The organism is Pseudomonas sp. PME37.24/025, from assembly GCF_055556615.1.
The window spans coordinates 107,436-131,966 of the sequence record NZ_JBVHNK010000013.1; the positions used below are offsets into that span (position 1 = coordinate 107,436).

Consider the following 24,531-nt stretch of genomic DNA (forward strand, 5'->3'; position numbering starts at 1 on the left):
GAAAGCTGGAAAAGTGCAGTGCCGGTGGTCCGTAAACGCTGATCACCGTGAAAGCGCTCGCACATTAGTCATACTTTATAATTGCAACACTGCATGAATAAGCTATAAATCCTTCCTTGATCGCGTTAACACTCGATTATTAGTATGACTACTTCTCACAAAACAACAAAAAGGAAGGTCAACCATGCCTCAATCTCGATACCTGCTCTCCAGCCTCGGACTGTCCCTGATGATCGCCACCCTCCCCGCTCACGCCGCCGGCTTGTCCAGCGAACACAAAGCCTTTGGCAAAACCAATGACGGCACGCCCGTCGAGCAATACATCTTGCGCAACAGCCATGGCCTGCAAGCCACGGTCATTACCTACGGCGGGATTCTGCAGTCGCTGAAAGTGCCGGACAAAAACGGCAAGCTCGACGATGTGGTGCTGGGCTTCGATGATGTGCAGGGTTATCAAAGCGGCACCGCGTACTTCGGCGCAACCATCGGCCGCTTCGGCAACCGCCTGGCCAACGGCGCATTCGAACTGGACGGCAAACGCTATCAAGTGCCACTCAACGACGGCAGCAATTCACTGCACGGCGGGGCCCAGGGTTTCGACAAGCGTGTATGGAAAGCCGAACCGAGCAAAGGCAAGGATTCGGTGGGGGTGACCCTGACATACCTGTCGGCGGGCGATGAAATGGGTTTCCCGGGCAACCTGCAAACTGAAGTCACCTACAGCCTCACCGAGAACAATGAGCTGCGCATCGAGTACAAGGCCAGCACCGACAAACCCACAGTGCTGAACCTGACCAACCACAGTTATTTCAACCTGGCCGGCGCGGGCAATGGCGACGTCCTGAAGCAGCTTGCGACCTTGCATGCAACCCGCTACACGCCGGTCACCGGCAAACTGATCCCCACCGGTGAGTTGGCCCCGGTCGCCGGCACGCCCATGGACTTCACCCAACCGACCGCCATCGGTCAACACATCAAGGCTGATCACCCGCAACTGAAGTTCGCCGAACCGAAACAAGGCGGTTTCGATTTCAACTGGGTGCTGGACGCCAAGGGTGATCTGGGCAAACTCGCCGCCGATGTCAGCGATCCGCAATCCGGGCGCCGGTTGCAGCTCTACACGACTGAACCGGGTGTGCAGTTCTATACCAGCAACTTCCTCGATGGCACGGTCAAGGGCAAGGCTGGCAAGATCTATCCGCATTGGGGGGCATTTACTCTGGAAACGCAGCATTATCCGGATTCGCCGAACCAGCCGAATTTCCCGTCCACACGGCTGGATCCGGGCAAGCGCTATAGCCAGACTACGGTGTATAAGTTTTCTACCCTGTAGATCAAAAAATCGCAGCCTTCGGCAGTTCCTACACCGGCCCCGAATATCGGGTATGCCCCCGCCCCTGTAGGAGCTGGCGCAGGCTGCGATCTTTCGACATATCCACGGAACCACCGGGCTATTTTGCTGCCAACTGAAGTATCGATCGGGCTTCGGTAAGGAGGATTCATGCGTACTCTTGAGTTGGCCGGCAGCAATGTGCCGGTCATCGGCCAAGGAACCTGGCGCATGGGAGAGGAACGCTCCCGACACACAAAGGAAGTTGCAGCGTTGCGTTTGGGCATTGAGTTGGGCATGACCCTGATCGACACCGCTGAAATGTACGCTGAAGGAGGCGCTGAAGAGGTGGTGGGTGAAGCCATCGCCGGCCTGCGTGATCAGGTCTTTCTGGTCAGCAAGGTCTATCCCTACAACGCCAGCCGCAAAGGCATCCCCAAGGCTTGCGAACGCAGCCTGCGGCGGTTGAATACCGATCACATCGATCTCTACCTGTTGCACTGGCGCGGCGACTATCCGCTTGAGGAAACCGTCGAAGCCTTTGAACGCCTGCGCGAAGACGGCAAGATCGGCCGTTGGGGCGTGTCCAATTTCGATCTGGATGACCTGGAAGAACTGGCCTCCCCGGCCTGCGCCACCAATCAGGTGCTGTACAACCTGGAAGAGCGCGGCATCGAATTTGATTTGCTCCCCTGGAGCCAACGCCAAGGGATGCCGGTGATGGCCTATTGTCCGATCGGCCAGGGCGGGCACATGCTGGCCAACTCGACGCTCAAGCAGATTGCCGCCCGTCACGAGGCGACACCTGCGCAGGTAGCGCTGGCATGGATTCTGCGTCAGAACGGCGTGATCGCCATCCCCAAGGCGGTCCGTCCCGAGCACGTACAGCTCAATGCGCAAGCGGCGCAATTGCGGCTTGAGGTCGGGGATCTGGAGGCGCTGGACCAAGCTTTTCGCGCGCCACAACGCAAGCAGCGGTTGGCCATGGTCTGAGCCATCGCGGTGCTGTCAGAGGGCATCGGCATGAGAAGTACCGATCAGCTCGACGCTTTCAATTTGCCACGCTTCGTCCAGGCGCAGGACCCTGTGTTCGAGTGGGTGCAGGAGGAACTGCGCGCCGGCCAGAAGCGCCGGCACTGGATGTGGTTTATCTTTCCGCAGTTTTCCGGGCTGGGCGACAGCGAGATGTCCCGCTACTTTGCCATTCGCTCCAGCGAAGAAGCCACGGCGTACCTGGAGCATCCGTTGCTGGGGCCACGCTTGCGCATGTGCACGCAATTGGTCCTGGACGTTCCTCATCAGTCGATCGCCAAGATTTTCGGCCATCCCGATAACCTCAAGTTTCACTCATCGATGACGCTGTTCGCCCAGGTTTCGCCAAAAGGCAGCCTGTTCCATCAGGCGCTGGATCAGTATTTTCACGGCATACCGGATGGCTGGACGTTGTCGCTGCTGGACTCAAAACAGGCCCAGTTGCCCACCAATCAGCGTTGAGAAATCGTCATCCACGAACGGCAGGATTGCATCCGCCACCGGTTGCAGCTGCCGAGTGACGTAATGGTCGTAATCGATGGGCGCGCTGCGGATTTCCAGCGGCTCGGGGCCGGCGACGGTGATTACATAACTGATCCAGCCGCCGTTCTGATATTGCCGCGGGCGCCCTTGCTGGTCGTTGTAGTCGTCGGCGATCCGCGCGGCCCGCACATGCGGTGGCACGTTACGTTGATAGTCATCGAGGGTGCGACGCAGGCGCTTGCGATAGATCAGGCGCTCGTCGAATTCACCGGCCAACGTCTTGCGCACATAGTCACGTACGTAATCCTGATAGGGCTTGCGATTGAAGATGCGCAGGTACAACTCCTGCTGGAATTGCCGGGCCAACGGCGACCAGTCGGTGCGCACGGTTTCCAGGCCTTTGTAGACCATTTCATCGGTGCCATCGGCGCGGGTGACCAATCCGGCATAGCGTTTCTTGCTGCCCTCCTCGGCGCCACGAATGGTCGGCATCAGAAAGCGCTTGTAGTGGGTTTCGAACTGCAGCTCCAGGGCACTTTCCAGCCCGTATTCCTGTTTCACATGCTCGCGCCACCACTGGTTGACGTGATCCACCAGCGCGTGACCGATCTGCGCGGCTTCTGCCTGACCGTGGGCGCGTCGCAGCCAGACGAAGGTCGAGTCGGTGTCGCCATAGATCACCGCATGGCCTTGGGCCTCTATCAACTGACGGGTACGTAACATGATCTCGTGGCCGCGCAAGGTGATGGACGAGGCCAGCCGTGTATCGAAGAATCGGCAACCGCTGGAACCGAGCACGCCGTAGAAGGCATTCATGATGATCTTCAGGGCCTGGGACAACGGCGCATTGCGTTCGCGCTTGGCGGTTTCGCGGCCTTCGGCGACCCGGGCGACGATGGCAGGCAGGCAATGCCGGGTTCTTGAGAAACGCGCACCGCGAAAACCCGACACCGACTCGCTGTCGTCGGGATGCTTGAGCCCCTCGATCAAGCCCACCGGGTCGATCAGGAAGGTGCGGATGATCGACGGATAGAGGCTTTTGTAGTCGAGTACCAGCACCGATTCGTACAGCCCGGGTTGCGAGTCCATGACAAAACCGCCGGGGCTGGCCTCCGGTGGTTTGCCGCCGAGGTTCGGCGCGACGAAGCCCTGACGGTGCATCAACGGCATATACAGGTGAGTGAACGCCGCCACCGAGCCACCGCTGCGGTCCGCCGGTAAACCGGTGACGCTGGCGCGCTCGAGCAGGAAGGTCAGCAACTCGGTCTTGGCGAAGATCCGCGTCACCAGTTCACAGTCCTTGAGGTTGTACTTCGCCAGGGCCGGTTTGTCCTCGGCAAACATGCGATTGATTTCGTCCATCCGCTGGTAGGGGTTGTCGATCGACTTGCCTTCGCCCAACAGGGTTTGTGCGACGTTTTCCAGGCTGAACGAGGGGAAGCTCCAGGTCGCCGAGCGCAGCGACTCGATGCCGTCGATGATCAAACGGCCGGCGGCCGAAGCGAAGTAATGATTTCGGCTGCCATGCTCGCGCCACTGCATTTCTTCGCCACCACGCCCCAACTTCAGCGGCACCGCCAAGCGGCGAGCATGTTCGTGCAGTACGCGCAGATCGAACTGCACGACATTCCAGCCGATGATCGCGTCGGGATCATGCCGGGCGAACCATTCATTGAGTTTTTTCAGCAGCAGAGTTCGCGAGTCGCAGTATTCGAGCTGGAAATCCACCTCGCTGTCATCGCCATTGGGTGGCCCGAGCATGTACACCTGACGCTCGCCGCAGCCTTCCAGGGCGATGGAATACAACTCGCCCTGGGCGGTGGTTTCGATGTCCAGCGAGACCAGCCTGAGCTTCGGTCGGTAGCCCGGGTCGGGTTTCATTTGCGCGTCGAGCAGCAGGCCTTCGGCGCTGGGTGTGCCGCCGAACAGAACGGGCGCGGTGATGAAACGCTCCATCATGTAGCGTTCCGGCGGGCGGATGTCGGCTTCGAATACATCGACGCCTGATTTGCGCAGCGTCGTTTCAAGACGCATCAACTGACCGTGCTGCTGGCAATACAGGCCAAGCACCGGGCGATGTTCAAAGTCCAGCAGCGTCAAGGGCTTCAGCTCGAGGTTTTTCTCGCCGCGCAGCAGCGCTTCGGCTTGCTCGCGTTGGACTGCCGGAATGAACGCTACCGACGGTTGATGCGGCAGGCGAATGCGTCGGGGACCGGCATCGGTCGCCAGCCAGAACTCGACTTCCGTGCCGGCCGGGGTATCGCGCCAATGCCGGGTCAGGACGAAGCCCTGCTGTAAATCCACCACTGCAACCTCAAAATTGATTCAGAGGCATGATTCTACGCGCCATTGGGCAGCTGTGTGGATGCATTGGGGCAGGTGCTGCCCCTTCTGACCTGTCATATCTGACAGGTTACATACCTCTCGTGCGTTGATAGCATCGAGCCTTGGAGAAACCCTTTGCCCTGCCCCATGCAACGCATTGACGGAGGTTGAAAGATGGATCTCACCGTGCATCGGAAAACTCCTTCAATTTCTGTCAATGATGGCCGCGCCTTGGCAGTTCGCCAGGTGGCCTACCTGCGCAAGAGCGTTGGCGCGCCTCTGGAAACACTCATCACCCGACAGCGTCATGACGTCGCAGGCAGACCGGTGGAGCACTGGGATCCACGTCTGTATGGCTCCAGGCCTAATCTGACGACGATCCATGGCCTGGCCGGTCAACCGCTGAAGGTCGACAGCGTCGACTCTGGTTGGCGCCTGAGCCTGCTCGGGATTGCTGGTGAAGTCCTCAGTCGCTGGGATGGGCGCGGCAATCAATGGCGAACGACCTACGATGATCGATTGCGCGTGTTGGCGGTTGACGTCAATGCTCAACCGAACGTCGAGGTCTTTACCTATGCAAAGGCAGATGCGGCCCCTGGGCATAACCTGCGAGGGCAGTTGACCCAAAAAGTCGATCCTTCGGGGTCGATGGCATTCGGTTCCTTCAGCTTGCAATACTTGCCTTTTGCCGAAACCCGCACCTTATTCGATGGTAGCGTCTACACCACACGATGGCTTTACGGTGCAGACGGCAAGTCTCTGAGCCAGACGGATGCCGGCAACCATCAGCAGCATTCACGCTATGACATTGCCGGGCAACTCAAGCACGTGACGCTGCAAATCGATGCCAGCAATACCATTCAGGACATCCTCAAGGACGCGAAGTACAACGCCGCCGGCCAGGTCATCGAACAACAACTCGGCAACGGCGTGGCCAAATTCTGGATCTACGACCAAGCGGATAGTCGGCTGACACTCATGAAGGCCGGTGTGCCTGGCCAGGCCCTGCGGCAAGATCTGGAATACGGCTATGACAAGGTCGGCAACGTGCTGTGCATTAAAGATCACACCTTTAATCCGGTGTTCTTCGCCAACCAGTACATCGATGGAACCCGCAAGTTCACCTATGACTCGCTGTACCGGCTGACGAGCGCCACCGGCCATGACACCCTCCCGCCGTCCAGCATGCCGGGCCGCCCGTTGCCGAATGACCCTAACAGTCTCCTGAACTACACACAAACCTACGAGTACGACACGGGCGGCAACCTGATCAGGCTGACTCATGGCCGCGCGGTAGGCGGTTATACCCATCAGATGCGCATTGATCCGTCCAGCAACCGTGGGGTGCGCTGGAAGGAGGAAGACCCTGAACCGGATTTTTCCAGGTTATTTGACCGTCATGGCAATCTCCAGGCCTTGCAGCCGGGTCAGGCCTTGCACTGGAACAGCCGTAATGAGCTGGCCTCCATCACGATGATCGAACGCGAGACCGGCCTCGACGACAAGGAAACCTATCGCTACAGCAATGGCGAACGTGTCTATAAACGCCACGAAACCCATACGTCATCGACCAGCCATTTTCACGAAGTGCGCTACCTTCCCGGATTGGAAATACGCACCCGCGACACGGGTGAAGAGCTACACGTCATCACCTTGCCGAACGTGATTGGCAACGTGCGTTGCCTGCATTGGCTCAGCGGTAAACCGGGAGACATCGATGCCAATCAGGTGCGCTACTGTCTCGACGACAGCCAGGGTTCCAGCCTCATCGAACTCGATCAAACGGCCCGTCTGATCAGTCACGAACACTATTATCCCTTTGGCGGCACGGCCTCGCTGACAGCGAATTCGGAGCGGGAAGTCAGCTACAAAACCATCCGCTATTCGGGCAAGGAGATGGATGGCAGCGGACTTTACTACTACGGACGGCGTTATTACGCACCGTGGTTGCAACGCTGGATCAGCGCCGATCCGGCGGGGGCTGTGGATGGGTTGAATCTGTATGCGATGGTGGGTAATAACCCGATGACGCTTGTAGACAAGTTGGGGCTGACCGGGGATTTTCCGCAGCGCATGAGTAACAGGACAACGTCAATATTGACGACCAACACTTTGCGCCCTCCACCCACCGGCGGTACTGTGACCAAACAGAAGAAAGCGGCGGAAGAACACTACAAGAATTTTCCGGATGCGAGGTTTTCAAAGAAATTGCTTGGCGATCTTGTCGCCCATGCCGGTTTTGAATACTCGGATGGAGATCCTGAAAATACCGTCAGTGCTACCGACGTTTTCAACATACCGCTACCCAAAGGCGGAGTGGCAGCCATACCTGGTGTCTCGATTCATAAACCGTTCAACGCTGACATGGGACCCGGAAATCCAGCGAATCTAGGGATACTGAAAGTCGAGCCACATCAGTTCCTTCCTGAATTGAATAAACAATACAGGACCGCTTTCAACGATAAAACGTTTCCAGTGAAAATTTATAAGGCAAGCACCAATGAGACATTGGACATGAGCGGAGTCGAATATGAAGCATCTCCGCTCCACCCACTGACAAGAGAGTTCGTTGAAAGTCATATCACTCAAAGCGATGGATATATCCCCCAAGGAGCAGGACTTCCGGGTTTTCATGCAGAAGTAAAGATGCTCAATATAGCCGCGCTGATGATCCCCAATCTTGGCCAACAACTTGAGCATCTCACCATCGTCACTCAAAAATTGGTTAACGAAAAAGCCGCAATAGCTTTTCCGGGCTGTTTCAACTGCGCCAACATATTGGTTGATTCCTACAACGGTGGACGTGGAATAAATATTCCAACAGGGCGAGGAGATTTGTCTCATGCCCAGTGGAAGAAAATTGTTGAGGAGTACCCAGGTTGACAATGTTACGTACGGACATCGCGTAGCAGTTTGCATTGCCAGTCAACGCTTCTGAAAGCAGGAGCGTTGACTGGCAATCCGAGGTAATCGGCGGGCCCAGATTACTGTCGGGTACCTGTCGAGTTCATCGCTGTACGAGTCAATGTCCTGAGCAAAGCCTTGTGCGCGAAGGCCAACTCAGTGAGTTCATAATCATAGGCCTGCGGAGAAAGTGAACCTGTCAGGTGCCGATCAAGCAACACATCGGACTTTTCGTTATATACCGCCGAGTTTTGCGCAAACTCTCGTGGATAGCGACTTTTCAGGTACTTGCGCCAAAACCGCTGTTCGATGATCCGGTTCACCAGCCCCTCACCCGCCTCAAGCGTCAAAACCGATTCATACGCCTGATCTATCTGTGCGTTACCCACCTCGGCCATCTCCCGGAACAACATCCCCCGCGACTGCCACGGCAGTTCAAGTCGATCCGCCAGACCGGTCTGAAATGCCAGATAAACCTCCACTTCGTCGATAGTCCCGGTGATGTCCCCGTCTTCATCGATCGCCATAAAGGTTTCACCGGCCTGCAATCGGGACTGGACGGTGGCGCGGGCGATTTCATTGACCTGATCCAGACGGGACTTGCCCTTCGCCAACCTGAACAGGCTGGCTTCCACCTGCTCAGGGCTGTCGGCCAGATACGCTTCGTGAACCAGTACTTTGATCCCCATTTCATTGAAAATCTGCGCACCGGCGTCGGCGCATGAATCAGGGTTGCTCGCCATACGAAACAGCTCTTCACGCAGCGGAGTGTCCTGGGCGACGGCGTCGAGCATTCGCCACACCCGTTGCGTCAGCCCGGGACGATTGGCTTGTTCGACATAATCGGCTGAGTCAGAGAGTTGCTCCAGCACTTCGAAAAAACCTTGGGCATTCGGCTCCCCTTCAAGCTCATCCCAGGTCGCTTGCCTGCCTTCTCGTTGTACGCCCGACAAACCTTCCAGCCAGTACACACTGGTTTCCTCGCCCTTGGGCGGGTAACTGCGTGCCGGGTCGTACCCTACCGAGCGCATATAGCCCTGAAATTGTTCACGACCTTGATCAGACAACCGATCGCGGCTCAAGCGGGTGCGAGCAACAAGACGTGCCTGCTCCGAACCGGGTGTCACCTGGGGCACCTGTTCAATCGGATTGCCCTGCAGATCTAGTTCAAAGGCGTGCGGTCGCGGCAGCGTGAGCAGGCCGGTGGGCCAATCCGTGAGACCGGTATCGTGCAAATCCAACAGTTGGAGATCAGCCATCCGGCTGACATCCGGTACCTGCGACAGCTCGGAGTTGCCAGCCAATCTCAGCGTTTGCAGACGGGTCAGGCCAGCCATATCCGCCACGTTTTCAGCGGTCAGCGTCAGTTGGTTGTTGGAAAGGTTCAGACTCTCGAGCGCCGGCAAATTTTCCTGCCAGCGAGGGGGCGCGACCAGCGCGTTGTCACTCAAGTCCAGCGCCCTCAGATTGGGGAAGTAATGCAGTAAACCGGTGATATCGGTACGCAATTCGACATGGCGGAACTGCAGCGAACTGACATGCCGGAAATCAGCGTTCAACGCTGGCAAATACTCCAGAAAATCACTCGTCCAGTGAAAATCCAGGTCCAGGGCGTAGCCGTCCGGCCCCGACGTTTGTGCAGCCTGCCAGCATTGCTTGATCGCCTTGGAAAAGCGCCCCTTGTGGTAGCGCTGATCCATGGGCAGAAGCTCGCCTCGCTCGATCGCCACCCAGCTATCCAGGGTTCCGGTCAGTTCCTCGAACTCCAACTCCCGTTCGCCGATGACCCGCAACGCCTGAGCCTGCGAGCCGGATGATCGGACAAAATCGGCAAACGTGTCCGCACTCGCCTGCGGATACAGCACCTTGAACCGATCCTCCAGGCTCAACGTCCCCCCCGTACCGAGCAGAGGCTCATTGATCCGCGCATACCCCTGAACGGCTCCGCGCAAACGGGTTGCGGCTGCGGTGTCCAAAACATCTCGCACGGAGGGATCGGGAAGAATTTCGCGCAACTGCGCATGTGTCAGCGGTGCGTTCTGCAATGTCTGTCGCAACTGGATACCTTGACCAATTTCGTGGCCCAGTTTCTTGCGCGCGGCATCAGGCAAGGCTTGTAGCAGGGCGGTATAGAAATCGTCAGCACCATGCAGTGTATTTCCCTCTTCGTCATAGGGTTGAAAGGTGTTCTGCGTGGTTCGCGCCAGAACTTTGCGAATGGGCGCGTGCTCCGGCCCGATACTGTCGAGCAGCGGCCCATCGAACGACTGGTTGCGCATCTCGATGCGCACCCCGGGCGACCAGCCTGGCAGTCGCTCGAGACTGTGCAACGCCAGCCGACTGGTATCCAGATTCGCGCTCGAGGGCAAATACAACCCCTCATATGCCCGGACAATCCGCCATTCACGCATCGCCGTGCGGGCCTTCTGTCGCAGACGTAACGGCAAACGTTGCTCGTCGCTCATCTGTCGTCGTTCTGCCTCGGTGATGCCGACCAGCAGCTCATCCATGAAGGCACCCGGCATTTGAGGAAAATCGCGAAGCAACAATTCAACGTGCGCCACAAGGTCAGGATCGATTGGCGATTCATCGAGTCTGAAGCGAGCATCCGCCAACGCGGTTTTTTGCTCCCTGGCTGCCGTGGCAATGAGCGCGCGCAGTCTGGTCGCCCGCACATTCAGGGCGATGGCTCCATCGCCAAACGCTTCATCCAGCAGCGTCTTGACCTCCTGATCTTGCAGTTGGGACAGCAAAGTTGCGGCCAGATCGTTGTAACCGGACTGCCCGGATCTGACCTTGACCATCGGTTCGCCCAAGTCTGGCGAAGACTGCCAGAGCACCTCGTCTTGAGCGTCGAGCCACTGCACGATACGGTTCTTCGGCCACTTGCGATGACGCGTCAGCAGTTCCAGTTGAGTCTGCGTATCGGCCTGGCCATACACTTGCGGATCATGGCTGCTCATCCGCTCGATGAAGGTTTTAACCTCCTGGTCAGCGGTAAAACGCTTGATGGTTGCGACCAGCAACGCCGGCGGCCGCTCATGCTCGACATGCAACTTGCGCAATACCGCTTCGTCAACGCCACTGACGATCCGGATCTGCTCCAGGGTTTGATCGGAAAACGAATCGACGCGATGTCCCAGGCGTCGCATCAGGTTAACGCCCTGCCATGCCTGAGGACGCTCAACCTCATGCACCCACGCGCCAACGCCGTTGTGTTCAAGACGCGGGGCGTAGGCGTCGGCCCGTCGGGGATGCTGGATGCGGTACTGGTCCGATCCAGGATCAGGCTCAACCACAAACTGCCTGCCATCGAGCGACAGCACCTCCTTTCCTGCATGCCGATAAATGCCCTTTTCATCTGGCCGCACAGCCTCATCAAGTGTGACCGATTGTGCGTAGCGCCCCAGATCCGGATCCCATAATCGCAACCGACCATCACTCGTTTCCACGACCCGCATGCGCTCGATAAAAGGCGACGGCTTGAGCGACAACAGAGCGCCCACCACTTTTCCTCCTGCCGCAAATGTACCCAACTGGATCAGGCTTTCAGCCACACCGATCAAATGCCCGGCAGCTTCGCTTCGCTGCCCTTCTGACCACTCGACAATCCCTTCGAACGTTTCATCAAGCAGTTGATAGGCGGTATAGGCCAGCATCAGTTCGCCAAGCAAAGGCACGAAGGGCGCTGCCACAAAAGCGGCCACTTCAAGAACGGCTACGGCAATTTTTTGAAAACTATCCCACCGTGCCCAACGGGATTTTTCATCCTCATCGCCAGTGGGAACCGCCATCGCTCGAGCGTCATTGAGGATTTTATTCAGTTTCTGGTGAAAGTCATGGGTCCAGAAGTCACCGCGGCTTTGCCGATATGCCATCTGCAGATCAGGATTGATAATTGGCTCGTCACGCCACGCCGGCTTTTGTTCAAACGGCAACGATGCATGCCATTGAATCCTTGAAAGTCGGTTATTGAGCTGGAAAAAGAAGGTGCCACGCTGTTGGTGAGGGACAAACCGGCTAAAAAAACGCTGATACTCAGGCACACGTAATTGGGCGGTCAGTTCGCTGCCGAACCTGGCCAGGGAGGGGTAGTGTTTGACCGGGTGTTCCGGGTCATGGGGGACATAGGCAATGACTTGTTCGGTCTGACGGCTGCGATCGAGGTCCGCCGCAATCAGAACAATACCCGTCAGGGCAGTGTCCATCATCGTCAACTCGTAACAGTGCATCGGTTTGCCGTGCAAAGTCAGTGCTTGATGCCCCGCAACCAAATTCAACAGCGTGCGATGAGTTTCGTGATCAATGTCTCGTTTCATGAGCGCCATAACACTGGCCGCACGCAACGCATCCCGTTGACTCGTCTGTACTTTACCTTGTAACACCGCCCTCGCCGCCGGGTTGGCGAACCCCATGAACGCCTTCAAGTAAACCTGGTATCGCGCGCCGATATCCAGTTCACGACACAACGCTGCGAAGGCCTCGACAGACAGTTTATGTTTGATCGGCACGACGTCGAATTGCCCGGAAGCAGAAGGCTTCGTAATGAAGTCGCTCGCCCTGTCGAAATAACCCTCTCGGGTTTCTTTAACTTCGAAGTTATGCAACGCAGCCTCAAGCAGCGACAGCGTCCGCACATCAAATCCGACAATAATACCCTTGGGACAATATAGCCGCAGGTAGGTCGCTTTGACATCCAGGGTAATGTTGTACTTATCTTTCAGCGCAGTGATTAAAAGTGGTTCTGCGAATGTTTCGATTTCCTGAATTTTGCTCAGAATTCTATTACTTTCGTTTTGTGACGCCCAACTTTCCTCAAACGCGCTTTTCATCTCATCACGTAACTGCATCGAGGCCATGTCATACCAGGGCATGGCAGGTCCAACAAGCTGCTTTAAACCGGCGCGATTTTCTGCGCGGGTGCTTGAAAGCCAGCCTGGAATAGCCTTGGCGATGAAAGGTGCGTGCGGATTCTGAGTAATAGACTCAGGAAATGAACGTTGTGTAAATTTAGCAGCAGTTAAAGCATCAAACATAATGACCAGTCATCCATGACCTATTGGAAGTGCGAGCCTATTCGAATTTCCTTATTTTATTTTCCTTCATCTATTTCAAGGTATTAGCTAAAAAAATCTATAGCCATCCAGTGCCCGGGGTCAAACGATGTCGACCATAAACCGCGCCCGTGCCAACGCGCTGCAAAACTGGATGCGCGCCCTGTCCCAACCTCTGTCTTTATTTTCCTGGCCAACAGACGCATTCCCGGTGGATTGCGACGTTTACGAAAGAAAAATCGCCGAATGACGCTTTTCGCGCTGTATGTGCCGCTTTCTGCCTTGCTCTGTGAGCGCGTCTCTACGATTCTTCAAGAACAACGACAACACCCGAGAATCCGTCATGAAAACCGTCGCCCAACTGCTCAAGTTAAAGGCCCAACAAAATCAGGAAGTCCACACCATTGCGCCTCATCAAATGGTGCTGGAAGCGCTGATGGTGATGGCCGCAAAAAACGTCGGCGCGTTACCGGTGCTGAAAGAGGGAAAGGTCGTCGGCATCATCAGCGAGCGTGACTATGCGCGCAAACTGGTGCTCAAGGGGCGCTCCTCTGTCGGCACACCGGTCAGCGACATCATGGTGGCGCCGGTCATCACCGTGGACACCCATCAAACCGTCGAAACCTGCATGGGCATCATGTCCGAAAAACGCCTGCGGCACTTGCCGGTGGTGGAAAACGGAGAGTTGATCGGCTTGCTGTCCATCGGCGACCTGGTCAAGGAAGCCATTGCCGAACAGGCTGAACTGATTCGGCAGTTGGAGCAGTACATTCGCGGCGAGTGATTCTGTGGCGAGGGGGCTTGCCTGTGGCGAGGGAGCTTGCTCCCGTTGAAATGCGCAGCAGTTCCTTTTTTGGGGCCGCTTCGCAGCCCAACGGGAGCAAGCTCCCTCGCCACAACCCCCCCCTCTCCACAAGTCCGCTCCCACATAGGTTTGATGTGTTCCTATGGCCAATGCCGCGCGAAAACCGGTGCCAACGCAGGGTGCCGGTCGAAGCGTTCGAGCCAGGCGGAGAACCCCGGCCGCGCACCGCGCAAGTGCTCCCGAGTGCCCGCCCAGCGTGTCACCACCGCCGCCAGGATATCCAGCGCGCCCGGTGTTCCGTCGCCCAAGTACAATTTGCCGGCGAACTGATCGGCAAACACCTCCCAACTCCAGTGCAGGCGCTGGCGGGCACCGGCCATAAGGTTTTCCCTGGCAGATTCGTCCGCCTCGGCCAGCCAGCGCTCGGGGTAATCGATGATGCCGATGGCCGCATAGCAATTGCTGACGATGTACACCAGGCCCCGAATAACCTGATCACGCTTGAGCGGGTTTTCCGGCAGCAGGTTCGACTCCGGGAACGTGAGGCCCAGATGAATCAGGATGGCCGCACTCTCGGTCAGAACACCGCCATCGGGCAGTTGCAGGGTGGGAATCTGTTTGAGCGGGTTGAGCTTCTCCAATGCCTGAACCGCCTCCGGGGACGATGAAACATCGATGAAGCGATAAGGAACCTCGCACAGTTCCAACGCGGCTTCGATGGCGGCCGCACCTGAGTTCTGATGCCCGTAGAGCTGGTACATGACTAAATCTCCTCTGCGACTCTTTCTTTGTAGCAGCTACCGAAGATTGCGCTCGGCCAAAGCGGTGGGCCAGTCAATTCATCCGTCAAATGCAGTACCGCTTTCGCGAGCAGGCCCACAGGGCCGTAGTTGCAATCATCATCAGCGTCGATGTTCACCATCACGTCAATGAAGTTCTCATAAAAAATCCGCGGCGTAACATCCGCTCCATACCCAACCAATAACACCCCGGAGCACACCACCATGAAACGCCAAATCCTCCTCAGCATCGCTTTCTCGGTTTTTGCAGTTAACGCTTTCGCCGCTTCCTCTGCTCACCCGGTCGTCGCCGAAGGTGGTTCGGATCGTCTGATTGAAAGCCGTTTGGCTGAAGGTGGTTCCGATCGTCTGATCGAGAATCGCGTGGCTGAAGGTGGCTCTGATCGCCTGATCCAGAATCGCGTCGCTGAGGGTGGCTCGGATCGCCTGATCCAGAATCGCGTGGCTGAGGGTGGCTCGGATCGCCTGATCCAGAATCGCGTCGCCGAGGGTGGCTCCGATCGTCTGATCCAGAATCGCGTCGCCGAGGGTGGCTCCGATCGTCTGATCCAGAATCGCGTGGCTGAAGGTGGTTCGGATCGCCTGATCCAGAATCGCGTTGCTTGAATGAAGGGATTTACCGCAGTACTCAATAAAAAACCCGGCCTCATCAGCCGGGTTTTTTTATAGTCATTTTTTGGTTCGGTTACATCCCCGCGCGCTTCATGCAGCGTTGATAACGCTCATCGACCCGCTTGGCGAACCACGCCGTGGTGAGTTTACGGGTGATTTTCGGGCTTTGCAGGAGGATCCCCGGCAACACCGCTCGGGGTAATGGCCGGCCTTCGGCCTGTTCGGCCAAAGCAAATACCCGCCGATAAAGCTTGGTGTCCTCGAATTCAAGACCTTTACCCTCCTCCAATTGATCCCGAATAGTGAGGTTGCGCATGTCCAACTGCTTGCCGAGAGTGCGCACCGCCAATTCCGTGGTGCCCGGCATGATCGAACCGTAGCGCACCAGATCGCCATCCAGCGCCAGCGCAATACCCGTCGCACGACTTAGCGCGTTCTGAAACGCCGCATTGCGGCTGGCGTACCAACCGGCGTTGAAATCGGCGAAGCGATACAGCGGCTGCTTGTAGCTCACCGGATAACCGAGCAAGTGGGCAATACCGAAATACATACCGCCGCGACGCGTGAACACTTCGCGGCGAATCGAGCCGTTCACCGGGTAGGGATAATCCCGCGCCTGCTGCTCTGCAAAATCGATGCTGACCTGCATCGGCCCGCCAGTGTGCACCGGGTTGAAACCATCGAACAGCGTCCGCCCCATGGGCACCATGCCGATGAAGTCATCGAAAATCGCGCTGAGCTCTTTTTCGCTGCGCGCGGCATTCAGCCGGTCGCTGTAGCTTTTGCCATTGGGGGAACTTACCTGCAAGGCACCGCTCACCAGCAGGCCGGGAATGTGGGCCTTGGCGGCGCGGCGGTCGATCTCGTCCCGGGCGATCTTGCCCAGGCCCGGCACCCGCGGATCAGCCTGAAACGTCGATTCCTGCTCAGTGACCGCGAGTACCGAACACAGGTTTTGCGTGGTCGGTGGAATCTTTTGCGCGGCAAACGCCGCGTAGATGTCCGTGGCCCAGCCTTGGCTGTCAGCTGTCTTGGCCGGGAGCAGACGCATGATCTCTGCCTTGACCTCGGCAGGCTTGCGGGCCGGCGATTCCTGCGTGCGTTGGCTACCGCAACCGGCCAGGACCAACAACGCCGCGATGCTCATGATCAATCGATTGGCTTGCATGGTGCTCCATCAAAATCCGTTGAGCCGGGTTAACCATACGATCAATGGCATGGCGCAGGCTATGACTGTGACAGTCGCGGACTGTTCCCCTGCGCTGTAGCGCTACAGGGGTGGTCTTTTCCGTTGGGCAGCCGGGCGGCCCGTGCATCCGGGCTGAACCATACTTGATCCACATACTGCGGAGGACAGGCTCATGAACCGTAGCGACGTGCTGATCATCGGTGCCGGCCCGACCGGGCTGGTACTGGCGCTGTGGTTGAGCAAACTGGGGATTGCGGTGCGGATTATCGACAAGACGTCGACACCCGGCACCACTTCACGTGCGCTGGCGGTACAGGCGCGAACGCTGGAACTGTATAGCCAGCTCGACCTCAGCGACGCCGTTGTGCAAAACGGCCATAAAGTGGCCGCAGCGAATTTCTGGGTCAAGGGCGAGCCCGTCGCGCGCCTGCCGCTGAGCACCATCGGCGAGGGTCTGACGCCCTACGCGTTTCTGGAAATCTATCCGCAAGACGAGCACGAACGCCTGCTGATCGAACGCCTGGAGGCCTTCGGTATTACGGTGGAGCGCGATACCGAACTGCAAAGCTTCGAGGAAACCAGCGACGGCATCACCGCCCGGCTGCGCTTGCCCGATGGCCAGCAGCAAACCTGCCAGGCCTGTTACCTCGCCGGCTGCGACGGCGCCCGGTCGATTGTGCGCAAGACGCTGGACACCGGTTTTCCGGGTGGCACCTACCAGCAAATTTTCTACGTGGCGGATGTGCAGGCTCGTGGCCCCACGTTCAACGGTGAACTGCATGTGGACCTCGACGAAGCCGACTTCCTCGCCGTTTTCCCCTTGTCCGACGAAGGTCGCGCCCGCCTGATCGGCACGGTTCGCGACGAGCGTGCCGACCGCGCCGAAAACCTCCAGTTTGAAGACGTCAGCAGCCGGGCCATTGAGAATTTAAAGCTGCGGATAGATCAAGTGAACTGGTTCTCGACCTACCGCGTGCATCACCGGGTTGCGGATCACTTTCGCACAGGGCGCGCGTTTCTATTGGGTGACGCTGCCCATGTCCACAGCCCGGCGGGTGGCCAAGGCATGAACACCGGGATTGGCGATGCGATCAATCTGGCCTGGAAACTCGCAACAGTGTTGAGCGGCGGCGCCACGCCCAAACTGCTCGACAGTTATGAAACCGAACGCATCGCCTTTGCCCGGCGCCTGGTAGCCACCACTGATCGGGTCTTCAGTTTCGTCACGGCCGATGGGCCAATTGCCGACTTGGTGCGGATGCGCGTGGCACCTTTTTTGATCCCGAAAATGATCTCGCTGGAACCGGTTCGGGAGTTCATGTTTCGCACGGTGTCGCAGACCACCCTCAACTATCGCGGCATGCCGTTGAGCGAAGGGGTTGCGGGCCATGTTCACGGCGGTGATCGTCTGCCCTGGGCCCACGACGGTGAAGGAGACAATTTCGAGTCGCTGAAAAATCCAACCTGGCAGGTGCATGTGTATGGCGAGACCAGCGATGAAATGATTGCCTGGTGCACCGAGCATCACCTCCCATTGCAGGTGTTCGACTGGCGGCCGGTGTTTGAAACGGCGGGGCTGGCGCGCAACGGTTTTTACCTGCTGCGGCCGGATACGTATGTGGCGATTGCCGAGTACAGCGCCGATCCGAAGGTGATTGAGCGATATTTCCGGGACCGTGAGATTCGGCCTTTCGTCGGCTGAACCCGGGACCACTGAAGATCAAATGTGGGAGCGGGCTTGCTCGCTCCCACAGTGATTATGTGGTGATCATTAGATCCCGGCCAAGGCCAGGTCCATCGCGAAGTAGGTGAAGATCAAATCCGCCCCGGCCCGCTTGATCGCCCCCAGGCTCTCACGCACCACTCGGTCTTCATCGATTGCCCCGGCCTGGGCGGCGAATTTGATCATCGCGTACTCGCCACTCACCTGATACGCCGAGAGCGGCAAACGCGAGGCTTCGCGGATGTCGCGGATGATGTCCAGGTACGCGCCGGCCGGTTTGACCATCAGCGCGTCGGCGCCTTCCTGCTCGTCCATCAGCGATTCCCGCACGGCTTCGCGGCGGTTCATCGGGTTCATCTGATAGCTTTTTCGGTCACCCTTCAGCGCACTGCCACCGGCCTCGCGAAACGGGCCATAGAGTGCCGAAGCGAACTTGGTCGAATAGGCCATGATCGCGGTCTGGTTGAAACCCGCTTCATCGAGCGCCCGGCGAATGGCCTGGACCTGCCCGTCCATGGCCGCCGACGGAGCGATCACATCAGCGCCGGCCCGGGCAGCCGCCACGGCTTGTTTGCCGAGGTTGATCAGGGTCTGGTCGTTGTCGACTTCGTGGTGGTGCAGCACACCGCAATGGCCGTGGTCGGTGTACTCGCAGAAACAGGTGTCAGACATCACGATCATTTCCGGCACGGCGTCCTTGGCGATGCGCGACATGCGCGACACCAGACCATTGTCGCTCCAGGTGTCGCTGCCGTTGCTGTCCAGATGATGGGACACGCCAAACGTCATTACCGATTTGATCCCGGCCCGAGCGTAACGCTCGATCTCGCCGGCCAGCTTCGACTCGGGAATGCGCATCACCCCGGGCATGCTCTTGATCGGCACGAAATCGTCGATTTCTTCCTCGACGAAAATCGGCAGCACCAGGTCGTTCAAGCTGAACTCGGTTTCCTGGAACAGGCTGCGCAGGCTCGCATTGCGGCGCAGACGGCGTGGACGTGCTTCGGGGAACTGACTGGGCATGGGTCTTCCTGAAAAACGGCGAATGAGACAAAAGTCGTAGGGGGCGAAGCTTATGCGCTGCAAGGCGCGGGGCACAAACCTTGCGCAGCAGAAAAACGCTTACCGCTTCGGTAACAATCACCGCATTCTCTGTGGGAGCGAGCCTGCTCGCGATGGCGGCATACCATACAACAATGATGTCGACTGATAGTCCGTCATCGCGAGCAGGCTCGCTCCCACAGGTTCGGTGCGATTAAAGCGTCATCGTACCGCTGATGCAGGTCACCACCGCACCGCCAATCCAGATCTCATCTCCCACCTGTTCGACCTGAATCCGCCCGCAGCGGCCCATGGTCAGGCCCTGGCTGACGACATAAGACGCCGCAGCCAGTCCTTCACTGAGCAGCCATTGGGCAATCCCGGCGTTCAGGCTGCCGGTGGCTGGGTCTTCTGGCATGCCGTCGCCAGAGATGAACGCACGCACTTCGAACTGCGCATCGACGCCATCGCGCTCGACGCACCACGGCGCGATGACACCGACGGCGAGGCCAAGCATCTGCGAATGATCCGGCTGCAAATCCAGTACCTGCTGACGATCCTCGACCATCACCGCCAGCCATCCGGCACCGTTGTCGACCCATTGCGCCCGCACAATCGCACCCGGCGCCAATCCGAGGCCCCGCCGTAAGCGCTCGACCAGTTCGGCGTCCACCGGACCGGACCTGAGCAGCGGTGGCGCGAGAAACGCCAGCTCAGCGCCCTGCCGACGCAACCGCACCAGTCCGACACCGCATTCCTGAATGATCTCCACGCCCTTGGGTACCCCGCCGGCCTCGAGCCAGGCATGACAGGTGCCGAGTGTCGGATGACCGGCGAACGGCAACTCCTGAAGTGTGGTGAAGATGCGTACCCGATAGTCGGCCCGGGGGTCTCGGGGTTCGAGCACGAATGTGGTTTCGCTGAGGTTGGTCCAGGATGCGAACGCCGCCATGCGCTCATCACTAAGCCTGTCTGCGCCCAATACCACCGCCAACGGGTTGCCTTTGAGCGCGACGCGGCTGAAGACATCTACTTGCTTGAAATCGAATGAGCTCATTGCCTGCCTTGGTGATGAGGGATTCAAAGAGGTTGCTTGGGGATTTCCAGCCCGCGAATCACCGCCGGCCTTGCCAGGAAACGCTCCAGCACGCGGGTGACGTTGGGGAAATTCTGGATACCGACCAGATCACCGGCCTCATAGAAGCCGATCAGGTTGCGTACCCACGGAAAGGTCGCGATGTCGGCGATAGTGTAGCGCTCGCCCATGATCCAGTCGCGTCCGTGCAGACGGCTATCAAGGACCTGGAGCAAGCGCTTGCTTTCGTCGACGTAGCGATCACGGGGACGCTTGTCTTCGTAGTCTTTGCCGGCGAATTTGTTGAAAAAACCGAGTTGGCCGAACATCGGCCCGATACCGCCCATCTGAAACATCAGCCACTGAATGGTCTCGTAACGCGCCGCCGATTCCTTCGCCAGCAGTTGCCCGCTCTTGTCCGCGAGGTAAATCAGAATCGCCCCGGACTCGAACAACGCCAGCGGTTTGTCCCCCGGACCGTGGGGGTCGAGGATCGCCGGGATCTTGTTATTGGGGTTCAGCGACAGAAACTCGGGAGACAGCTGATCGTTGGTCTCGAAGCCCACACGATGCGGCTCGTAGGGCAGCCCGATCTCCTCAAGCATGATGGAAACCTTGACGCCATTGGGCGTTGGCAAGGAATAGAGCTGGATCCACTCCGGGTACTGGGCCGGCCATTTTTGAGTGATGGGGAATGCAGACAAATCGGTCATAAGGGGCATCCACGAGAAAATCGGACTGAAGATCATAATGTAGGAGGCTGCCGAAGGCTGCGATCATTTGGCGCCCTCAGGGGGGTGCCGAAGAGAAAGATCAACAAATCGCAGCCTTCGGCAGCTCCTACAAAGGGTAAGGTGTATGCCGTGTCCATAAATCCGCAACATCCTGTCGATAAGCTTTCCGCCAATCCGTTCAAGTTTGCCGCTAAAGTGCCGGGCACCTCACTCAGATCGAACCAAAGGGCTTCAAAGGACTCTGAGCATTGCCCCGTAGGAAACGGACCGGGTCAACCACATGGAAAACACCCGGATGCTGGGAGCTGGCGGTATGAAGGTTTGTCAGCCCTAACCGAATACGCTGAAGATGACCTATTGGATGAGGAATCTATTGAAATTCGCCCAACGCTTCAAACATCGCGCCTATATCTGCCTGCCTGCCCTGCTGGCGGCCAGCGTGTTGTTTTTGTCGCTGGAGTCCAGTGAAAGCCGCGCACAACCGGCGGACGGCACTCAGACGCTGGTATTTCTGCGCCACGCGGAAAAACCTGCCGGCGGCCTGGGTCAGCTCAATTGTCAGGGGCTGAATCGCGCCATCGACCTGGCCACCTTGTTGCCGGAAAAATTCGGCAAGGCCAACTACGTGTTCGCCGCCAACCCGACGCGCAATGTCGAAGAAGGCGAATTTGATAATTCCTACAGTTACATCCGCCCCCTGATGACCATAAGCCCCAGCGCAATCAAGCTCGGCTTGCCGGTGAACATCGACTTCTCGGCCAACGACACCAGCGACCTGGCGGATGAACTGCTGCACGACAAGTATCACAACTCGGTCATTTATACGGCCTGGTCCCATGGCTACCTGCCCGAACTGATCAATAAAGTCGCAGGGGAAGCCGTCGGCAAGAAACAGAACATCGCCGATGACTGGGCATCCAGCGACTACGATTCGCTGTACGTACTCACGCTGACCTGGCGCAACGGCAAGGCCAGCCTGCAGAGCCACAGCTACAAGCAAGGGCTGGATAACGGTCAGGAGAGCTGTCCGACGTAAGCTGTGATCGTGGTGGTGCTTCGAGTTTTATAGTGCCTGTCACGGCCTCATCGCGGGCAAGCCCGCTCCCACAGTGGCCTGTGGTGGAACACAGATTTGTGATCGACGCGGCCCCTTGTGGGAGCGGGCTTGCCCGCGATGAGGCCGGCAAAAACAACATCAAAGCAGCTGTTTGCCACGCTCCCGCAGATACTCAATGACTGCCCCCCGCTCCCCGACAAACTCGATCCGCGTCCCCTTCTTCTCCCGCTGAAACGCATACATCGGGTCGTAATACTCGCGCAGCAACCCTTCGATCCAGCCCCGGTGCAAATCCACCGCACCGCTGTTCGCCTGTTCTGCCAGCGCGTCTTCCATCAAGGTCAACATCCGCTGATGACGTTCGCCGCCCAGACGCTTCTGTACATTGTTCAGGCTCGCCAGCAAACGCTCGGAAAACAGCGCGAAGCCTTCATCGCCATGCACCTCGATGAACTCGGCGCACAAATCCACCACGTAATCGCGCAAGATCCGCTCGACCCGCCCTTCCAGGCTGTCTTCCAGCCAGACCATCGGAAACTGCTGCATCCCCTGATACAACGGCAACGGCAGCGCGCAACTGCCAATCGCGCGACTCTCGTCTTCCAGCACGAACTGTTCGATGCCATGGGCGCGCTTCTTCAGCACGTCCACGGCCAGGCGGTTTTCAAAGTCGATGTTGGAGGGTTGGCCGGTGGCGCGTTTGCCGAAGCTGGAGCCGCGATGATGGGCGTGCCCTTCAAGGTCCAGCCCGTTGCTCAATTGCGTGAGCACCTCGGTCTTGCCAGTGCCGGTCATGCCGCCCAGCAAAACGAAGTCACACTGGGCAATGGCCTGGTCGAGCGTGTCGAGCAAGAAGGTGCGCATGGCCTTGTAGCCGCCACCGACCCGCGGATAGTCGATACCCGCTTCGTCCTTCAGCCACTGCTGAACGATCTGCGAGCGCAGCCCGCCGCGAAAACAATACAAATAACCATCCGGATGAGCCCGGGCAAAATCGGCCCAGGCCTGGATGCGCTCGGCCTTGATCTCGCCAGACACCAATTGATGTCCCAGCGTGATGGCTGCTTGTTGACCTTGCTGCTTGTAGCAAGTGCCGATCCGTTGCCGCTCAAGGTCATTCATCAGCGGCAGATTGACCACGCCGGGGAATGAGCCCTTGAGGAATTCGACCGGCGCGCGGGTATCCATCATCGGACGGTCGTTGAGAAAGATGTCGCGGTAATCGGTGAAGTCGATGGACATCAAAACACCTCTACCGCGTTAGTCTGTCGCTCAACCAGTTCGCCGATCGGCTCAAGGGTCAGACCAAGCTCGGCGGCTATTTTGAGGAATTGATCGTTACCTTCAGGGGTGACTGCAATCAGCAGGCCGCCGCTGGTCTGCGGGTCGCAGAGCACGCGTTTGTGCAACTCCTGGAGCCGGCCAACCTTGTTGGCGTAACTGTCAAAATTGCGCAGCGTGCCGCCCGGCACACAGCCCTGATCGAGGTAATACTCGACGCCCGGCAGGCGCGGCACCCGGTCATATTCGATGCGGGCGGTCACGTTGCTGCCGTCGGCCATCTCCACCAAGTGCCCGAGCAGGCCAAAACCGGTGACGTCGGTCATTGCGGTCACGCCGTCGAGTTTGCCGAAACGGCTGCCGGGTTTGTTGAGGGTGCACATCCAGTCGCGGGCCAGGCCGATATCGGCAGTGCGCAACTTGCCCTTCTTCTCGGCCGTGGTGAGGATGCCGATGCCCAAGGGTTTGGTGAGGTACAGCAAGCAACCGGCAGTGGCGGTGTCGTTGCGCTTCATGTGGCGCTTTTCCACCAGCCCGGTCACGGCCAGGCCGAAGATCGGCTCTGGCGCGTCGATGGAATGGCCGCCAGCCAGTGGAATCCCCGCCTCATCGCAGACCGAACGCCCGCCGCGAATCACTTCCCGGGCTATCTCCGGCGCCAGCACATTGACCGGCCAGCCGAGGATCGCAATCGCCATCAACGGATCGCCGCCCATGGCGTAGATATCGCTGATGGCGTTGGTGGCGGCAATGCGACCGAAGTCGAACGGATCGTCGACGATCGGCATGAAAAAGTCGGTGGTCGATACTACGCCGCGCTCTTCGTCGATGGCATACACCGCTGCGTCATCGCGCGAGGCATTGCCGACCCAGAGTTTCGGGTCCAGGTTCTGGGCGCCGCTGCCGGCCAGAATCACCTCCAGCACCTGGGGCGAAATCTTGCAGCCACAGCCTGCGCCGTGGCTGTACTGGGTCAGACGAATCGGCTCGCTCATCGGGGGGGCACCTTGTGAAGTCAATGCCGAGGATTCTACAGCAACCCCATTCCTACAGGGTCTTCACAACCCGCAGGAATAAGCGATCCAT

At 58.3% G+C, this 24,531-nt stretch carries 17 protein-coding genes; 8 read left to right on the forward strand and 9 right to left on the reverse strand.

Annotated elements, in window-relative coordinates:
- Positions 1 to 184: 184 nt before the first annotated feature.
- From ACZ3HH_RS23220 to ACZ3HH_RS23230, 3 genes are all read left to right on the forward strand, one after another.
- A complete protein-coding gene (locus ACZ3HH_RS23220) occupies positions 185 to 1,333 on the forward strand; it encodes an aldose epimerase family protein (RefSeq protein WP_465808029.1) in 1,149 nt (382 codons plus the stop codon).
- Positions 1,334 to 1,501: 168 nt separating this feature from the next.
- Entirely contained in the window at positions 1,502 to 2,323 is an 822-nt protein-coding gene (locus ACZ3HH_RS23225; RefSeq protein ID WP_465808031.1) for an aldo/keto reductase, read from the forward strand.
- 30 nt (positions 2,324 to 2,353) lie between these two features.
- Positions 2,354 to 2,824 carry a DUF1810 domain-containing protein gene (locus ACZ3HH_RS23230; RefSeq protein WP_465808033.1) on the forward strand — a complete coding sequence of 157 codons (471 nt, stop codon included), beginning with the start codon at positions 2,354 to 2,356 and terminating at the stop codon, positions 2,822 to 2,824.
- On the opposite strand, the gene ACZ3HH_RS23235 is transcribed toward ACZ3HH_RS23230, so the two are convergent.
- A complete protein-coding gene (locus tag ACZ3HH_RS23235) occupies positions 2,789 to 5,149 on the reverse strand; it encodes a DNA polymerase II (protein ID WP_465808035.1) in 2,361 nt (786 codons plus the stop codon). The two genes, ACZ3HH_RS23230 and ACZ3HH_RS23235, sit on opposite strands and share 36 nt — an antisense overlap.
- A 195-nt stretch (positions 5,150 to 5,344) precedes the next feature.
- Here ACZ3HH_RS23235 and ACZ3HH_RS23240 point away from each other — a divergent pair, with 195 nt between their 5' ends.
- Positions 5,345 to 8,053: an RHS repeat-associated core domain-containing protein gene (locus tag ACZ3HH_RS23240; protein WP_465808037.1), complete on the forward strand. Its 2,709-nt coding sequence runs from the start codon at positions 5,345 to 5,347 to the stop codon at positions 8,051 to 8,053.
- 101 nt (positions 8,054 to 8,154) lie between these two features.
- Here ACZ3HH_RS23240 and ACZ3HH_RS23245 read toward each other — a convergent pair whose 3' ends face one another.
- Positions 8,155 to 13,110 (reverse strand): NEL-type E3 ubiquitin ligase domain-containing protein, encoded by a 4,956-nt coding sequence (locus ACZ3HH_RS23245; protein WP_465808039.1) that lies wholly within the window; start codon positions 13,108 to 13,110, stop codon positions 8,155 to 8,157.
- Positions 13,111 to 13,471: 361 nt separating this feature from the next.
- Between ACZ3HH_RS23245 and ACZ3HH_RS23250 the strand changes: the two genes are divergently transcribed.
- Positions 13,472 to 13,912 (forward strand): CBS domain-containing protein, encoded by a 441-nt coding sequence (locus ACZ3HH_RS23250; protein ID WP_007901706.1) that lies wholly within the window; start codon positions 13,472 to 13,474, stop codon positions 13,910 to 13,912.
- A 161-nt stretch (positions 13,913 to 14,073) separates the two neighbouring features.
- On the opposite strand, the gene ACZ3HH_RS23255 is transcribed toward ACZ3HH_RS23250, so the two are convergent.
- On the reverse strand, positions 14,074 to 14,694 hold the full coding sequence (locus tag ACZ3HH_RS23255; protein WP_465808041.1) for a glutathione S-transferase N-terminal domain-containing protein: 621 nt from the start codon (positions 14,692 to 14,694) through the stop codon (positions 14,074 to 14,076).
- Between the two features lie 243 nt (positions 14,695 to 14,937).
- On the opposite strand from ACZ3HH_RS23255, the gene ACZ3HH_RS23260 reads away from it, so the two are divergent.
- Complete coding sequence (locus ACZ3HH_RS23260; RefSeq protein ID WP_465808043.1) at positions 14,938 to 15,339, forward strand: hypothetical protein; 402 nt, start codon at positions 14,938 to 14,940, stop codon at positions 15,337 to 15,339.
- Between the two features lie 79 nt (positions 15,340 to 15,418).
- On the opposite strand, the gene ACZ3HH_RS23265 is transcribed toward ACZ3HH_RS23260, so the two are convergent.
- A complete protein-coding gene (locus ACZ3HH_RS23265) occupies positions 15,419 to 16,513 on the reverse strand; it encodes a DUF1615 domain-containing protein (RefSeq protein WP_465808045.1) in 1,095 nt (364 codons plus the stop codon).
- A 193-nt stretch (positions 16,514 to 16,706) separates the two neighbouring features.
- On the opposite strand from ACZ3HH_RS23265, the gene ACZ3HH_RS23270 reads away from it, so the two are divergent.
- The gene (locus tag ACZ3HH_RS23270) at positions 16,707 to 18,236 is read left to right on the forward strand and encodes an FAD-dependent monooxygenase (protein WP_465808047.1); all 1,530 of its coding nucleotides are present in this window, start codon (positions 16,707 to 16,709) and stop codon (positions 18,234 to 18,236) included.
- A gap of 69 nt (positions 18,237 to 18,305) precedes the next feature.
- On the opposite strand, the gene hemB is transcribed toward ACZ3HH_RS23270, so the two are convergent.
- The 3 genes from hemB to ACZ3HH_RS23285 all read right to left on the reverse strand — a co-directional run bounded on the left by hemB (position 18,306) and on the right by ACZ3HH_RS23285 (position 21,086).
- Complete coding sequence (gene hemB / locus ACZ3HH_RS23275) at positions 18,306 to 19,280, reverse strand: porphobilinogen synthase (RefSeq protein ID WP_465808049.1); 975 nt, start codon at positions 19,278 to 19,280, stop codon at positions 18,306 to 18,308.
- A gap of 232 nt (positions 19,281 to 19,512) precedes the next feature.
- Positions 19,513 to 20,355, reverse strand: coding sequence for a PhzF family phenazine biosynthesis protein (locus ACZ3HH_RS23280; RefSeq protein WP_465808051.1), 843 nt, complete (start codon positions 20,353 to 20,355; stop codon positions 19,513 to 19,515).
- 23 nt (positions 20,356 to 20,378) lie between these two features.
- Complete coding sequence (locus ACZ3HH_RS23285) at positions 20,379 to 21,086, reverse strand: glutathione binding-like protein (RefSeq protein ID WP_465808053.1); 708 nt, start codon at positions 21,084 to 21,086, stop codon at positions 20,379 to 20,381.
- Positions 21,087 to 21,468: 382 nt separating this feature from the next.
- On the opposite strand from ACZ3HH_RS23285, the gene ACZ3HH_RS23290 reads away from it, so the two are divergent.
- Positions 21,469 to 22,143 carry a histidine phosphatase family protein gene (locus ACZ3HH_RS23290; RefSeq protein ID WP_465808054.1) on the forward strand — a complete coding sequence of 225 codons (675 nt, stop codon included), beginning with the start codon at positions 21,469 to 21,471 and terminating at the stop codon, positions 22,141 to 22,143.
- 159 nt (positions 22,144 to 22,302) lie between these two features.
- Here ACZ3HH_RS23290 and mnmH read toward each other — a convergent pair whose 3' ends face one another.
- Together mnmH and selD are read right to left on the reverse strand one after the other, a co-directional pair.
- Complete coding sequence (gene mnmH, locus ACZ3HH_RS23295) at positions 22,303 to 23,406, reverse strand: tRNA 2-selenouridine(34) synthase MnmH (protein WP_465808056.1); 1,104 nt, start codon at positions 23,404 to 23,406, stop codon at positions 22,303 to 22,305.
- Positions 23,406 to 24,440, reverse strand: a complete 1,035-nt coding sequence (gene selD / locus ACZ3HH_RS23300) for a selenide, water dikinase SelD (protein WP_465808058.1) — start codon at positions 24,438 to 24,440, stop codon at positions 23,406 to 23,408. Before selD ends, mnmH begins: the two co-directional genes overlap by 1 nt.
- Positions 24,441 to 24,531: the final 91 nt, after the last annotated feature.